The sequence below is a fragment of the Kitasatospora sp. NPDC087861 genome (assembly GCF_044742585.1).
Classification (GTDB): Bacteria; Actinomycetota; Actinomycetes; order Streptomycetales; family Streptomycetaceae; genus Kitasatospora.
This window is the reverse complement of record NZ_JBIUUS010000004.1, coordinates 143,159-157,440: the sequence shown is the minus strand read 5'-3', so window position 1 is coordinate 157,440 and position 14,282 is coordinate 143,159. Positions and strand designations below refer to the sequence as shown.

At 75.0% G+C, this 14,282-nt stretch carries 14 protein-coding genes and 1 riboswitch; of the genes, 6 read left to right on the top strand and 8 right to left on the bottom strand.

Annotation, left to right across the window (positions count from 1 at the left end):
• The first annotated feature begins 313 nt into the window (after nt 1–313).
• The 3 genes from ACIOJE_RS07990 (at nt 314) to ACIOJE_RS07980 (ending at nt 2,251) form a co-directional block, all read left to right on the top strand.
• On the top strand, nt 314–670 hold the full coding sequence (locus ACIOJE_RS07990; RefSeq protein WP_400774229.1) for a YciI family protein: 357 nt from the start codon (nt 314–316) through the stop codon (nt 668–670).
• 290 nt (nt 671–960) lie between these two features.
• On the top strand, nt 961–1,716 hold the full coding sequence (locus ACIOJE_RS07985) for a DUF4232 domain-containing protein (RefSeq protein ID WP_400774227.1): 756 nt from the start codon (nt 961–963) through the stop codon (nt 1,714–1,716).
• 310 nt (nt 1,717–2,026) lie between these two features.
• Nucleotides 2,027–2,251 carry a hypothetical protein gene (locus ACIOJE_RS07980; protein ID WP_400774224.1) on the top strand — a complete coding sequence of 75 codons (225 nt, stop codon included), beginning with the start codon at nt 2,027–2,029 and terminating at the stop codon, nt 2,249–2,251.
• A gap of 66 nt (nt 2,252–2,317) precedes the next feature.
• Here ACIOJE_RS07980 and ACIOJE_RS07975 read toward each other — a convergent pair whose 3' ends face one another.
• The 7 genes from ACIOJE_RS07975 to ACIOJE_RS07945 form a co-directional block, all read right to left on the bottom strand.
• Nucleotides 2,318–3,304, bottom strand: a complete 987-nt coding sequence (locus ACIOJE_RS07975; RefSeq protein WP_400774222.1) for an RICIN domain-containing protein — start codon at nt 3,302–3,304, stop codon at nt 2,318–2,320.
• Nucleotides 3,305–3,368: 64 nt separating this feature from the next.
• Nucleotides 3,369–4,202 (bottom strand): ECF transporter S component, encoded by an 834-nt coding sequence (locus tag ACIOJE_RS07970; RefSeq protein WP_400774219.1) that lies wholly within the window; start codon nt 4,200–4,202, stop codon nt 3,369–3,371.
• On the bottom strand, nt 4,199–5,800 hold the full coding sequence (locus ACIOJE_RS07965) for an ABC transporter ATP-binding protein (RefSeq protein WP_400774216.1): 1,602 nt from the start codon (nt 5,798–5,800) through the stop codon (nt 4,199–4,201). Before ACIOJE_RS07965 ends, ACIOJE_RS07970 begins: the two co-directional genes overlap by 4 nt.
• Nucleotides 5,797–6,900 carry a CbiQ family ECF transporter T component gene (locus ACIOJE_RS07960; protein WP_400774213.1) on the bottom strand — a complete coding sequence of 368 codons (1,104 nt, stop codon included), beginning with the start codon at nt 6,898–6,900 and terminating at the stop codon, nt 5,797–5,799. The genes ACIOJE_RS07965 and ACIOJE_RS07960 overlap by 4 nt, the downstream gene beginning before the upstream one ends.
• A gap of 45 nt (nt 6,901–6,945) precedes the next feature.
• A complete protein-coding gene (locus tag ACIOJE_RS07955) occupies nt 6,946–7,614 on the bottom strand; it encodes an SCO2322 family protein (RefSeq protein ID WP_400774211.1) in 669 nt (222 codons plus the stop codon).
• Entirely contained in the window at nt 7,611–8,846 is a 1,236-nt protein-coding gene (locus ACIOJE_RS07950; protein WP_400774208.1) for a prenyltransferase/squalene oxidase repeat-containing protein, read from the bottom strand. Before ACIOJE_RS07950 ends, ACIOJE_RS07955 begins: the two co-directional genes overlap by 4 nt.
• 117 nt (nt 8,847–8,963) lie before the next feature.
• Nucleotides 8,964–9,039, bottom strand: a riboswitch (cobalamin riboswitch).
• A 102-nt stretch (nt 9,040–9,141) separates the two neighbouring features.
• Nucleotides 9,142–9,750 carry a TetR family transcriptional regulator gene (locus ACIOJE_RS07945; protein ID WP_400774629.1) on the bottom strand — a complete coding sequence of 203 codons (609 nt, stop codon included), beginning with the start codon at nt 9,748–9,750 and terminating at the stop codon, nt 9,142–9,144.
• 241 nt (nt 9,751–9,991) lie between these two features.
• Here ACIOJE_RS07945 and ACIOJE_RS07940 point away from each other — a divergent pair, with 241 nt between their 5' ends.
• The 3 genes from ACIOJE_RS07940 to ACIOJE_RS07930 all read left to right on the top strand — a co-directional run bounded on the left by ACIOJE_RS07940 (nt 9,992) and on the right by ACIOJE_RS07930 (nt 13,177).
• Nucleotides 9,992–11,302 (top strand): glycosyltransferase family 4 protein, encoded by a 1,311-nt coding sequence (locus tag ACIOJE_RS07940; protein ID WP_400774205.1) that lies wholly within the window; start codon nt 9,992–9,994, stop codon nt 11,300–11,302.
• Between the two features lie 82 nt (nt 11,303–11,384).
• On the top strand, nt 11,385–12,119 hold the full coding sequence (locus ACIOJE_RS07935; RefSeq protein WP_280685598.1) for a class I SAM-dependent methyltransferase: 735 nt from the start codon (nt 11,385–11,387) through the stop codon (nt 12,117–12,119).
• Entirely contained in the window at nt 12,116–13,177 is a 1,062-nt protein-coding gene (locus tag ACIOJE_RS07930) for a prenyltransferase (RefSeq protein WP_280685599.1), read from the top strand. The genes ACIOJE_RS07935 and ACIOJE_RS07930 overlap by 4 nt, the downstream gene beginning before the upstream one ends.
• A gap of 94 nt (nt 13,178–13,271) precedes the next feature.
• Here the strand turns inward: ACIOJE_RS07930 and ACIOJE_RS07925 are convergent, their stop codons facing one another.
• The gene (locus tag ACIOJE_RS07925; RefSeq protein WP_400774202.1) at nt 13,272–14,201 is read right to left on the bottom strand and encodes a hypothetical protein; all 930 of its coding nucleotides are present in this window, start codon (nt 14,199–14,201) and stop codon (nt 13,272–13,274) included.
• Nucleotides 14,202–14,282: the final 81 nt, after the last annotated feature.

Here is a 14,282-nt window from a genome sequence, read left to right as displayed (position 1 = left end):
GTGATGATCCATTGGATTGGTGGCGCCAGGCCGCCTTGTTCGGGTGACGTCGAACCCGCGCTACCGTCCGGGGGATGCCGAGCGACCACCCCACCCCCTCCGAACCGAACGCCGCCCCCGTTCCGCAGCTGCTCTGCGACACCAAGGCGCTCGCGGCCCGCGGCCCGGCGCGGGCGCACCCGGTGGCCGGCGGGAACGGCGGCCGGAAAGTGTCGAAAAAAGTTCGGACGGCGATGTCGAGAACCCGCGCCCGGCTCCGTCCCCGTGGTGAACGCGACCACAACGGGTCGCACCAGTACCGAGGAGAACCACGATGGCCAAGTACCTGCTGCTCAAGCACTACCGCGGCGCTCCGGCCCCGGTCAACAACGTGCCCATGGACCAGTGGACGCCGGAGGAGATCTCGGCGCACATGCAGTACATGTACGACTTCGCGGCCCGACTGGAGCGGACCGGCGAGTTCGTCGACGGCCTGGCGCTCGCCCCCGAGGGGGCGTGGGTCCGGTACGACGGTGAGGGGCGCCCGCCGGTCACCGACGGCCCGTTCGCCGAGACCAAGGACCTCATCGCCGGCTGGATGGTGATCGACGTCGACAGCTACGAGCGCGCGATCGAGCTGGCCGGGGAGCTGTCGGCCGCCCCCGAGCTGCTTGGCGAACTGATCGCCTGAGCACGAGTCAAGTTCCTTCGGGTCACGGGTCTGTCCCAGCGGGCGACGGCCGCGAACGGGTGCGGAACGGTGGCGGGAACCGCCGTCCCGGCTGGCCGGCGGCGCATCCCGGCGGGGTGCGCCCGGTGGTGGTGGGCGTGGTCCCTGGCTGCGCGTGTAACAGCACTGTATTGGGGGGTGGTTGGGCGGAACGGCTCGCCGGGCGGGTGGGTCCTGGTGATCAGAAACGCCCGCTCGTACCGACCCGTACCGAGCGCCCGGCACCGGCAACCGATACTGAGGAAGAAACGATGCGCGTTTACAAGCTCCCCTTCGCAGCCCTGGCCGTTGCCGCGAGCTTCTCGTTGACGGCCTGTCAGAACGACGACGGCGGCACGGGGCAGAGCAAGCCGTCGTCCGCGTCCACTGTGTCCGCCGCGCCCACCGCGCCCACCGCGTCGTCTGCGTCCACCGCGTCGTCTGCGTCCACCGCGTCGTCCGCGCGCACCCCGCCCGCCCCGCCCGCCCCGCCCGCCGCGCCTGCCGCGCCTGCCGCGTCCACCTCGGGCGGCGGGTCGGGCTCCGGTGGGACGGTCTCCGGCGGGACGGGTACGGCTGCCGGGACCAGCTCCACCGACAACGGCAAGGGCGGCAAGTGCCGCACCGACGACCTGGAGATCACGGCGGTGGAGCGCACGATCGACGGCGACACCGACGGCACCGTCGTGGTGGAGCTGAAGAACCACAGCGGCCGGGACTGCGCGATCTCCGGGTACGCGGGCGTCGACCTGAAGACCAACGCGGGGTCGCTGTCCGCGAAGCGCTCCGGTGAGCCGGTCGTTCCGGGCGTCGTCAAGAACGGGAAGTCGACGTTCTTCGGCATCAGCTACCCGCTCAACAAGTCGGGCGGCTCCGGTGTCCGCGTCACGGGGCTGGTGGTGACCCCGCCGGACGAGACGAAGCCGGTCACCCTTCCCTGGCCGGGTGCCGGCACGCTGCCCGTCACGAGCGGCGCCGGCTCCCCGGTGAAGGTCGGCCCGATGGGAAGTGCCGGTCAGGGCGAGTGACCCGCACGTCCTGGAGTCTGCCGTCACAGTGCTCCCGGGCGCCGCGCATCCAGATGATGGATCCGCGTGGCCGGAGCCCCGCCAGGTGGCTCGCGGGCCCTCAGCATGGCCGCTGGGCAGGCCAGTTGAGGGGGCGGCCGCCCACGGGCGGGGCCTCGCCCGGCAGCTGTCCGGACCGGCCCGTGCGGGCGGCCGGTCGTTCAGGTGAAGTTCCCGGGCGGCAGCCGGGGACACCGGGCGCCCGGGGAAGCCTCGTGTGTGACGGCCGCCCGTTCGGAGCGGCCGCACCGGACCACGGAGACGTTCCCCCATGCGTCTGTCCCCACGCTCCGCCGCCCTCGCCGGCGCCGCCCTGTCCGTCGCCGTCCTGGTCGGCCCGGCTCCCGTCGCCGCCGCCGACACCGCTCCGCCGCCCCCGGCAGGCCGGTACCTGAACCTGCACCAGTGCGTCTACCACGGCCCCTTCCTGCCGACCGGCTTCGACCTCATGACCACCCTGGTCCCGAGCAGGGACGGACGGGCCGCGCCGCCATGAGTGCCCTGGGCGGGACACCAGGTGCGGGCGGCCCGCCGCGGTCGCGGGGCGGCCGTGCGGTGAGTGTCAGACGGTGTCGCGGACCTTGAGGTAGCCGTTCTCGACGAGGAACTTCTGGTCCGGGTTGCCGGCGCCGCACTGGTAGATGAAGGCGTTGTCGCCGTTGGTGCGCGTGGTACCGACGTCCAGGCACATCTCCTGATCGCTGCCCGCCGTCGACTGCAGGACGAACGAGCCCTGGCGCAGCAGCCAGGTCTGGTTGGCGATGGCGGCCCGCGAGTACTCGCAGGCCCAGATGCGGACGTTGTCCCCGTTGAAGCCGGTGTCGTCGGCGTCGAGGCACATCTCCTGCCCGGAGCCCACGGTGTCGGCGACCTTGACCCGGCCGTCGTCGAGGACGAAGCGCTGGTTGGTGTGGTCCAGGCACTGCCAGATCCGGACGTTGTCGGCGTTGAACCGGGTGTTGCCCACGTCCAGGCACATCCCGGTCGGGACCCGGGGCGGGGTGGCGACGTTGAGGGTCCCGTTGTCGATCGTGTAGACGGTGCCGTTGTTGGGGTCGGTGTAGCGGAAGCTGCCGTTGCCGCGCGGGAGCGTGGTGTCGGCGGGCGCCGTGGCATCGACGGTGACCTGCGGCAGGAAGCGGAAGTACCCGTTGGACGGCCAGCCGCTGCGGCTCCCGTTGAGGCCGTAGCCCTCGCAGGTCAGGGTGCGGTTCCCGGTGCCGAGCGCGCAGTTGCGCAGGCCGACGTTGTTGGTGCCCCAGGAGGAGCCGTCGCCGCTGTACTGGGTGGGGACGGTGGCCTGCGGGGCGAAGGTGGTGTTGCCGGGTGCGGTGAAGACGGCGGTCATGCCGGAGGGCGGGAGGAGGCCGGGGCCGCCGGTGTTCTGGTACGTCCACGGCACGGCGGCGGTCCGGCCGGGGGCGATGGTCACGGTGGTGGGCACGTCGCGGCCGATGAAGGTGACGGCAGCGGCGGGGGACGCGAGGGCGACGGCGAGGGTGAGGGTCGTCCCGGCGACGACCGTGGTGCGGGCGAGGGTTCTGATCACGGTCGAGATGATCGTGGACGCATCGGGCCGTCGGCGGTGCGCGGCGCGGCCGGGGAGCGGGGGTTCACCCGCTCGGCGGCCGGAAGGTCACCGGTGCGTCGAAGGCGGCGCGGCGGGTGGTGCGGCGCAGCGCCCGCAGGACGGAGGTGCCGAGGGTGAGGCAGAGGACGACCGTGAGGGCGGCGCGGGGGAGGTCCCACCCGAGGGACGTGGTGAGGCAGTAGGCGGCGAAGCGAACCAGGTTGGCGGGCAGCGGGTCCCCGGGGACGAAGGAGATGGAACCGGACAGGCCCGCGATGTACGGCCAGCCCTGGAGGTTCATGATCGTGCCGTAGAGGACGGACGACAGCGCGCCGTACCCGGCCAGCAGGGCGAGTTCGCGCCGGCCGCGCAGACCCGCCGCGCCCGGGAGCAGGCCCGCGCCGAGGCAGACCCAGCCCATGGCGAGCATCTGGAACGGCAGCCACGGCCCGACGCCGCCGGTCAGCAGCGCGGAGGCGAACATCGACAGCGCGCCGAGGACGAAGCCGAAGCCCGGGCCGAGCACCCGCCCCGACAGCACCATCAGGAAGAACATCGGCTCCAGGCCCGCCGTGCCCGCGCCGAGCGGCCGCAGCGCCGCGCCCGCCGCCGCCAGCACCCCGAGCAGGGCGACGGACTTGGCGTCCAGCCCGGGTGCGCCGCCGCCCGCCGTACGGCCCTCGGAGATCTGGGCGATGACGACGGCGAGCAGCAGGGGCAGCAGCAGCGCGAACAGCCAGGGGGCGTCGGTGGCGTGGCCGACCAGGGCGGACTCGGTGGAGGCGAGCAGCGGCCAGCCGAAGGCGGCGACGCCGACCAGCGAGACCAGCAACAGGGCCGCCCGGGAACGGCGGCCGAGGGGGACGGGGCGGCTCATGCGCTCAGTGCCTCCGCGACCTGGTGGACGGTGAGCCACGGGCCGGGCGCGAGCACCTTGGCGACCTGCGGGGCGAAGGCGGGGGAGGAGACCACCACCTCCGCCGTCGGGCCGTCGGCGACGATCTCGCCCTCGGCCAGGATCACCGTGCGGTGTGCGAGTTCGGCGGCGAGCTCGACGTCGTGGGTGGCCAGCAGGACGGCGTGGCCCTCGGCGGCGAGGTCGCGCAGGATCTCCACCAGCCGGGCCTTGGCGGCGTAGTCCAGGCCGCGGGTCGGCTCGTCGAGCAGCAGCAGCGGGGGCCGGGCGGTGAGCACGACGGCCAGGGCCAGGGTGAGCCGCTGGCCTTCGGAGAGGTCGCGCGGGTGGGCGGTGTCGGCGATGCCGGGCAGCAGCCGTTCGACCAGGGCGCGGCAGGTGCCGGGGGCGGCGCCCGCGTCGGTGTCGGCGGCGGCGCACTCGGCGGTGACGCTCTCGCCGTAGAGGAGGTCGCGCGGGTCCTGGGGGACGAGGCCGACCTCGCGGATCAGTTCGGCCGGGCGGGTGCGGTGCGGAGTGCGGCCGCCGACCGTCACGGCGCCGGAGGCGGGGGTGTGCAGGCCGACCAGGCTGCCCAGCAGGGTGGACTTGCCGGCGCCGTTGCGGCCCATCAGGGCGGTGATCCCGCCGGGGCGCAGCACCAGGTCGACACCGCGCAGGGCCTGGACGGGACCGCGCCGGACGGCGAGGCGGGCGACGGTGGCGATCGGTGCGCCCGTCGGGGCGGGGGCGGCGCCCGGGCGGCGGCCGTCGAGGCGTTCCCGCAGCCCGGCGGCCTTGCGGCGGGCGTCACGGACGGACAGCGGCAGCGGCCGCCAGCCGGCGAGCCGGCCGAGGCCGACCACCGGCGGGTGCACCGGCGAGTGCGCCATCACCTCGGCCGGTTCGCCGAGGACGGGCGCGGCTCCCGGGGTCAGCAGCAGCACCTGGTCGGCGTACTGGACGACCCGCTCCAGCCGGTGCTCGGCCATCAGCACGGTGGTGCCGAGGTCGTGCACCAGCCGCTGCAGGACGGCCAGCACCTCCTCCGCCGCGCCCGGGTCGAGCGCCGAGGTGGGCTCGTCCAGGACCAGCACGCGCGGGTGCACGGTGAGCACCGAGCCGATCGCGACGCGCTGCTGCTGGCCGCCGGAGAGCGAGGTGAGGGCGCGGTCGCGCAGGTCGGCGAGGCCGAGCAGGTCCAGGGTCTCCTCGACCCGGCGCCGCATCACGTCGGCGGGCAGGCCCAGCGACTCCATGCCGTAGGCGAGTTCGTCCTCCACGGTGTCGGTGACGAAGTGCGCCAGCGGGTCCTGCCCCACCGTGCCGACCAGGTCGGCGAGTTCACGCGGCCGGTGCTCGCGGGTGTCCCGGCCGCCGACGGTCACCCGGCCGTGCAGGGTGCCGCCGGTGAAGTGCGGGACGAGCCCGCTCACCGCGCCCAGCAGGGTGGACTTGCCGGAGCCCGACGGGCCGACCAGCAGGCAGAGTTCGCCCTCGGGGACGGTCAGGTCGACGCCCTCGACGGCGGGTGCGGCGGCGTCCGCGTACCGGACGGAGACCTGCTCGAAGGTGATCACGAAGCCCTCCGGGGCGGGGTCGGGGCGGCGAACGCCGGTACCAGGCCGAGCAGGACGGCCAGGACGGCGGCCAGCGGCAGCACGGGGACGGTCGGCGGGACGACGGTGGGGGCGAAGGCGGCCGGATCCTGCGTGGAGAGGTAGCCGACCAGTCCGGCGACGGCGGCCCCCGAACCGGCGGTCAGCCACTCGGGCAGCGCCCAGGGGTCCGGCCGGTAGCGCGTTCTGACGGATCGCCGGCTGCCGAGCAGCAGCCCGGCGAAGGCGGCGGCCAGGCCCAGCAGCAGTACCGGCGGCGCCCAGCCGGCGCCGCCGGCGGTCAGCAGCCCGTACGCGGCCAGGCAGATCCCGAGCAGGCCGGCCAGGGTGAGCGCGGCCGTCGCCCGGGCGAGTCGGCGCGGGACGTCGGCGGTGCGGCCGAACCCGCGGGTGTCCATCGCGGCGGCCAGCGCGATGGAGCGCTCCAACGCGCCCTCCAGGACGGGGAGTCCGACGCTCAGCACGGCGGCGACGCCCTTGTCCGTACGGCCGCGCAGACGGCGGGCGGCGCGCAGGCGGCGGACGTCCGCGACCAGGTTCGGCGCGAAGGTCATCGCCACCACCACCGCCACGCCCGCCTCGTAGAGTGCGCCGGGCAGGGCGCGCAGCAGCCGGGCCGGGCTGGCCAGCGCGTTCGCGGCGCCCACGCAGACCAGCAGGGTGGCCAGGCGCAGCCCGTCGTACAGTGCCGCGAGCAGGCCCTCGACGGTCACCCGGCCGCCGATCCGTACCCCCTGCGCCCAGGTGGGGAGCGGCACTTCGGGCAGCGTGAACAGCACGTGCGTGCCCGGGATCGGCGAGCCGAGCAGGACGGCGAACACCAGCCGGATGCCCAGCACCAGCAGGCCCAGCCGCAGGAACGCCCCGTACGAACGCGACCAGGGCGCGTCGCCACGCCGGGCCGCGACCACGTACCCGGCGACGGCGGCGAGCAGCAGCAGGATCGCCGGATTGGTGCTGCGGGTCGCCGCCGCGCCCAGCCCGAGCGCCCACAACCACCAGGCCCCGGGGTGCAGTTGGCGGGGACCGGTGGGCGGGCGGGTGCTCCGGGCGGTGCGCATGGATCAGTCCAGGTGGGTGTTCTGGGGCTCGGTCTTCCGGGCGGTTCAGGAGGTGCGGCGGCGGCGTGCCTGCCAGCCGGCGCCGCCGGCCAGCACGGCGAGCAGCGCGCCACCGGCGATCAGGCCGACGTCCGGACCGCCGCCGTCGCCGCCGGCCTCGGGGGCGGACGGCTCGGCGGCGGCGCCGAGCTGCTCGGCGCAACCGGCCTTCGGGAAGCCCGCGATGGCGCAGAGCAGACCGTTGCCGTCGTAGCGCAGCGGCGGGGCGACGGCGGCCAGCACCTCGGCCGAGGTGGCGTTCGGGACGACGGTGGCACACGCGTTCCGCTGCTCGGGCGGCGCCTCGGCGGAGCCGGAGTCGGCGGCGGTGCCGAAGTCCAGCACGACGGCGACCCGCTTGCGGCCCGGCTGCGCGGGCGTGTCGGCGCAGACGGCGGCGAAGCCGCTCGCCGCCCGGGGCTGCGCGGCCTGCTGCCCGCCGTCCGGACTCACCGCGAAGCGCCAGCCGTCCACGGCGCCGTCCGGCGGCACGGACACCGCCGGGCCCTGCTGCTGGTACGCCCACCCGCCGTCGGTGCCGCGCCAGAACGACCAGTACCGGTACCCGGCCGCCGCCTGCGCGGGCGCGGCGGCGGCCAGGAGCGCCACCACGCCGGCGAGCAGGGCCACCAGCGAACGGCGGCCGGCGCGGCGCCGGCCCGGGTGGGGTGTCACAGCTGCCGGCCGCGCTTGCGCTGGAGGCTGAGCAGGATGCCGCCGCCGACGCCGACGAGCAGGCCGACGATGATCGGCCAGTACTGGCCCATGCCGTCGTTCTTCTTCGAGGCCCCCGTGGTGGCGGCCGGGCCGGCGGTCGCCTTGGGCGCCGGGCCGAGCGCGGTGAGCCGGCCGGTCAGGGCGCCGGTGTCGCCGTGGGCGGCCTGGGTGACGAGCAGCAGGCTGGCGGTGGCGGCGGCGTCGGTGCCGCCCTTGGTCCAGGTGGCGCCTTCCTTGGCGAGCCAGTCGACGGCGCCGGCGGCCTGCTGGGGGTGGCCGCTCTGGATGAGGCCGAGGGCGGCCCAGGCGGTGGCGTTGTAGTCGGGCGTCGGGGCGGCGCCGGGGGTGGTGAGGGTCAGGTGGTGGTCGCCCGCGGCGAGCTGGGCGGCGAGGTACGCCCCGGCGGCCTCGCCCGAGTCGGCGTGCGGGACCGGCGCGGAGGGGGCGCCGTCCTGGCAGGTGAGCGCCTTGGGGGCGGCGTCGGCGCGGACCGTGGTGGCGACCGGGAGGTGGCCGCCGGCCGCGGCGAGCGAGGCCTGGGCGCTGGCGAGGGCGTTGGGGGCGAGGGCGCCGCTCGGGTCGGGCTGGTAGGCGAAGGCGCCGCGCTGGTCGGCGGGGGCGGCGCAGCCGAGCTGGAAGAGGGCGAGCCCGTCGTAGGCGTTCCTGCCGGCCTTGGCGACGCTCGCCGGGTCGGCCTTGGCGGCGAACAGGGCGTTCACGGCGAGGCCGGTGGAGTTGGCGTCGCCGGGGCTGCCGGGGTTGTAGGGCCAGCTGCCGTCGGCGTTCTGGGTGGCCTTGAGCCACTGGACGCCCTTGTCGACGGCCTCCTGGTGCCCGCCGAGCGCGACGAGCGCCTGGACGGCGACGGCGGTGGCGTTGCTGTCCTCGGTCTTGGCGTCGCAGGCGGCCCCGGCGGCCCGGAACGAGGGCCAGCCGCCGTCCTCGCACTGCTGCCCGGTGAGCCAGCCGACGGCGGAGTCCGCCGGGGTGACCTCGGCCGCCGCGAGCGCGGTGAGGGCGAGGGACTGCCGCCAGACGCCGTCGTACGTCGGGTCGCCCTTGCCGTACAGGCCGTCGGGGACGGCCGCGGCGGTCGGCGTGGGGCTGTCGGCGAGGGCCGGTCCGGCGGTGGCGCCGGCGAGCAGCGCGGCGGACAGGGCGGCGGCGCCCAGGCGGGCGGCGGTGAGCATGGTGGAGATGTGCCTTTCGGTGAGCGGTGGTGGCCTGGCGGGGCCGTTCCGTAGTCCTCGACGGTGCCGGGCGGTGCGCGTGGCGGGCCCGGGCGGGCCGCTCGCCCCTCCACGGGCGGTCCGACTCGCCCGGGCCGTCACGGGCACCGGGCTCACGGTTGCGGGGTCAGCGCCGGATTCGCACCGGCTTCCCCCGGGGGAGGAGCGGGATGAAGTTGTGCTGCCCGTCGACTCTAACCGCCGGGGCGGCCGCGATGGCCCGCCGGAGGAGGAACAGGTTCCAGTCGGAGCCGGTTCAGGGCAGCGTGAGCAGCCGGGCCGCGGTGTGCAGGTCGGCCCGGACCTCGGCGATCGAGGCGCGGCCGGAGAGCCAGGCGACCAGCGCCGAGTGCCAGGTGTGCTCGATCACCCGGACGGCCGCACGCTGGCTCTCGCTGGGCGGCCCGGACTGGCCGATGGCGTCCAGGATGAGCTGCCCGGTGGCGGTGCTGACCTGGTCGACCTCGGCGCCGACGGAGCGGTCGGCGAAGGACAGCGCCCGGACCATCGCCTCGGCCAGCAGCGGTTCGCGCTGGAGCGCGTGGAAGGCCCGGGTGAGCGTGTCGGCGACGCGCGGGGCCGGTTCGGGGTCGGTCGGCGGGTGCCGCCGGATGTGCTCCTGGAGGCCCTGCAACTGCTCCAGCATGACCGCGACCAGCAGGTGCACCTTGGACGGGAAGTACCGGTAGAGCGTGCCGAGGGCGACCTGTGCGCTCTCCGCGACCTCCCGCATCTGCACCGCCTCGTACCCGCCCCGGGCGGCCAGGGCGGTGGCGGCCCGCAGGATCCGGCGCCGGCGTTCGGCCTGGCGGGCGGTCAGCGGCGGCTCACCCGGTTGGGCGGGTGGCGGCGCGGCGGGGTTCACGGAGGTGGTCGGCGGCGGCAAGGAGTGCTCCCGGGGCGCGTGGGTGGCGGCGTGCTCCACAAGGTCGGCAGGATCGGCGTGGCGGGAATCACCAGCCCTGACTCCGGAGCGAAAGCTACGGGCCGGTATCTTCGAGGTCTCTCATTGTTCACATGGTCGATGACGAGTTCCCCAGCCACTGAAACCTGATCTACTTTAGCGACCGGCAGCACAGATAGCAGCTAGAGATGAGGGCCCGAGGATGACCGCGCAGCCGCTGCGGATTGCCCTGCTGTCGTACCGCGGGGACCCCTTCTGCGGCGGTCAGGGCGTGTACGTACGGCACCTCTCCCGGGAGCTGGCCAGGCTCGGCCACCACGTGGACGTGATCGGTGCCCAGCCGTACCCCGTGCTGGACGAGGTCGACGGCCCCGGCTCGGTGCGCCTGGTCGAGCTGCCCAGCCTGGACCTCTACCGCGCCGACGACCCGTTCCGCACGCCCGCCCGCGGCGAGTTCCGCGGCCCGGTGGACGTGCTGGAGTTCGCCACCATGCGCACCGGCGGCTTCCCCGAGCCGCTGACCTTCTCGCTGCGGGCCCGTCAGTACCTGGCCCGGCACAAGGGCCGCTACGACGTGGTGCACGACAACCAGACCCTCGGCTACGGCCTGCTCGGCCTGGCCCGGCACGGCTTCCCGCTGGTCACCACGATCCATCACCCGATCACCGTGGACCGGCGGTTGGAACTGGACGCGGCCGACACCCGGGTGCGCCGGCTGTCGCTGCGCCGCTGGTACGCCTTCACCCGGATGCAGCGCCGGGTCGCCGCCCGGCTGGACCACGTCATCACCGTCTCCGGCACCTCGCAGCGCGAGATCGCCGAGCACCTGGGCGCCGCGCCCGGCGCGATCTCGGTGGTGCCGATCGGCGCCGACACCCGGCTCTGGTCGCCCTCCGAGACGGTCGCCCGGGTGCCCGGACGGATCGTCACCACCTCCAGCGCGGACGTCCCGCTCAAGGGTCTGGTGTTCCTGGTCGAGGCGCTGGCGAAGGTGCGCACCGAGCGCCCCGCGCACCTGGTGGTGGTCGGCAAGCCGCAGAAGGAGGACGGCCCGGTGGCCGAGGCGGTGCGCCGCTTCGGGCTGGCCGAGCACATCGAGTTCCGCAGCGGGCTGACCGACCGGGAGCTGGTCGACCTCTACCGCTCTGCCGAGGTGGCCTGCGTGCCGTCGCTGTACGAGGGCTTCTCGCTGCCCGCCGCCGAGGCGATGGCCACCGGCACCCCGCTGGTCGCCACCACCGGCGGCGCGATCCCCGAGGTGGCCGGGCCGGACGGGGAGACCTGCCTGGCCGTGCCGCCGGGGGAGGCGGACCTGCTGGCGGCGGCGCTCGGTCGACTGCTGGACGACCCGGAGCTGCGCGCCCGGCTCGGCGCGGCCGGCCGCGCGCGGGTGCTGGCCCGGTTCACCTGGGAGCGAGCCGCCGAGTTGACCGCCGAGGCCTACCGCGCGGCGATCGCCACCGGGGCCGGCGCCCGGGCCCGCTCCGGTCCGGGCTGGCGGTACGTGCCCTGAGCCCCCGGCCGCCGGCCCGGCGCGGGATCGATCTGACGCGGCGTCAAGTTCGCGTGGTAGCAATAGGAATGGGAGCCCTGCAGTGCTGACCGTCGATTTCTCGCGCTTCCCGCTCGCCCCCGGCGACCGGGTGCTCGACCTGGGTTGCGGCGGGGGCCGGCACGCGTTCGAGTGCTACCGCCGCGGCGCCAACGTGATCGCCCTCGACCAGAACGCCGAGGAGATCGCCGAGGTCACGAAGTGGTTCGCCGCGATGGAGCAGGCCGGCGAGGCCCCGGAGGGCGCGTCGGCGGTCGCGATGGAGGGCAACGCGCTGGCGCTGCCGTTCGAGGACGAGTACTTCGACAAGATCATCATCTCCGAGGTGATGGAGCACATACCCGATGACAAGGGCGTGCTCAACGAGATGTTCCGGGTCCTCAAGCCGGGCGGGCTGCTCGCCGTCACCGTGCCGCGCTGGCTGCCCGAGAAGATCTGCTGGACGCTGTCCGACGAGTACCACGAGGTCGAGGGCGGCCACATCCGGATCTACCGGGGCGACGAACTGCTCGGCAAGCTCAAGGACGCGGGCCTGGAGCCCTACGGCACCCACCACGCGCACGCGCTGCACTCGCCGTACTGGTGGATCAAGTGCGCGGTCGGCGTGAACAACGACAAGGCGCTGCCGGTCAAGGCGTACCACCAGCTGCTGGTCTGGGACATCGTCGGCACCCCGGTGATCAGCACGCTCACCAAGGCCGCCGAGCGGGCGCTCAACCCCGTCATCGGCAAGAGCTTCGTGGCGTACGCGTCCAAGCCCCGGCGCGTGGGCGCATGACCGCCGCCGTCCCCGAGGTGCTGCTGCTCGACGGGGTGCTCGACGCCGACCAGGCCGCCGGCACCGTCCGCAGCATCCTGGCCGAGCAGCGCCCCGACGGCGCCATACCCTGGTTCGCCGGCCACCACCTCGACCCCTGGGACCACACCGAGGCCGCGATGGCCCTCGACACCGCCGGCGAGCACGCCGCCGCCGAGGCCGCCTACCGCTGGCTCGCCGCCAACCAGAACCCGGACGGCTCCTGGTACGCCGCCTACACCGACGGCGTGGTCACCGACCGGGCCAAGGAGACCAACTTCTGCGCCTACGTGGCCGTCGGGGTCTGGCACCACCACCTCAGCGCCGGCGACGACGCCTTCCTGGAGTGGATCTGGCCCGTCGTCCGGCGCGCCCTGGACTTCATCGTCCGCCTGCGGCTGCCCGGCGGCCCGATCGCCTGGCGCCTCGACGAGGACGGCACCGCCACCGACGAGGCGCTGCTCACCGGCTCGTCCAGCATCCTGCACGCGCTGCGCTGCGGCCTGGCCATCGCCGAGTACCTGGAGGAGCCGCAGCCCGACTGGGAGCTCGCGGCCGGCCGGCTGGGGCACGCCGTCGCCCGCCACCCCGAGCGGTTCCTCGACAAGGGCCGCTACTCCATGGACTGGTACTACCCGGTGCTCGGCACCGGACTGCGCGGCGACGCGGCGCTGGAGCGGATCGACCGGGAGTGGGACCGCTTCGTCGTCCCCGGCCTCGGCGTGCGCTGCGTCAGCGACCGCCCGTGGGTGACCGGCGGCGAGAGCGCCGAACTCGCCCTGGCGCTCTGGGCGGTCGGGCGCTCCGACCGCGCGGTGGAGATCCTGCGCTGGATCCAGCGGCACCTGCGGCACGAGGACGGCTCGTACTGGACCGGGTACGTCTTCGAGGACGACGCCGTCTGGCCGGAGGAGCGCACCACCTGGACGGCCGGCGCGCTGCTGCTCGCGGTGGCCGCGCTCGGCGGCGACCCGGCGACGGTCGCGGTGTTCGGCGGGGAGCACCTGCCTGCCGGGCTGGTGGTCGAGGACTGCTGCTGAGGCCCGTGCGGGCAGGACGACTGGGTCCGTACGGACAGCGCGAAGGGGCGGGACCGGAGAGATCCGGTCCCGCCCCTTCGTCGTACCGGGGGCGTCAGCCGCGCTGGATGCCCGAGGTGTCGCTCAGCAGGCCGACGTTGCCGTCCTGCAGCTGGGCGACCAGCGCGCTGCCGCGCTGCTCGACCGCCAGGTACCAGGTGCCGGGCACCAGCTCGCCGACCGGGGCGCCCCCCGGGTTGTCCTTCGGGGCCAGCGGACGCGGGGCCGGGACGGCGAACCAGAACGGCGCGAAGTCGGCCGCGGGGGCCGCCGGGGCCGGCTGCTGCTGCGCGACCGGGACCGGCTGCGGGGCCGGGGCTGCCGCGTCCTGCGGCTGACCGGTCTGCACCGGCTGGCCCGGCTGCGGCTGGCCGGCCGCCGGGTAGCCGTAGCCGCCCGGCTGGGCGCCGTACGCCGGGGCCTGGTTCGGGTCCTGGCCCGGGGCCGGGTAGCCGTACTGGCCGGGCTGCGGCTGGCCGGGCTGACCCGGGGCCGGGTAACCGCCCTGGTAGGGGACGGCGGCCGGGCGGTCGGTGACCAGCGGGGCCTTCAGCGCCGGCACCAGCGGCGCGGCCGCGGCCGCACCGGCCAGCACGATCAGCGCGATCAGGCCCAGCCAGGCGCCGAAGCCGTGGCCGAAGCTGCCGCCGGACGGGCCGCCGCCCAGCGACCAGAGCGCCGTCCACAGCGCTGTGACGGCGAACGCGATGCCCCACTGGTCCAGCCGCAGGCCGAGCACCTGGCGCCCAGCCGCGGCCGCGCCCTGGAAGCGGTGCAGCAGGATCAGCACCGCGGCGGCGATGCCGAGGAGGTAGATCGAGGGCAGGATGGGGAACAGCTGGGTGCTCCACGCGTTCTGCGACGCACCGTCGCAGTACCGGCCGGTGCAGTCCACCGTCCAGTAAGGCAGGAAGGAGGCGATGAAAAGCAGGACGGCCGCGCCTGCGACGGCGGCGTCTCCCCTGGTGAGAGCGCGCAGATTCACTAACGTTCCCCTCGTTGACGTGTCGTGGACGGCGGTTCGTGCGGTCGGCTGACCGGCCGAAACTCCCGAACGGACCAGAAG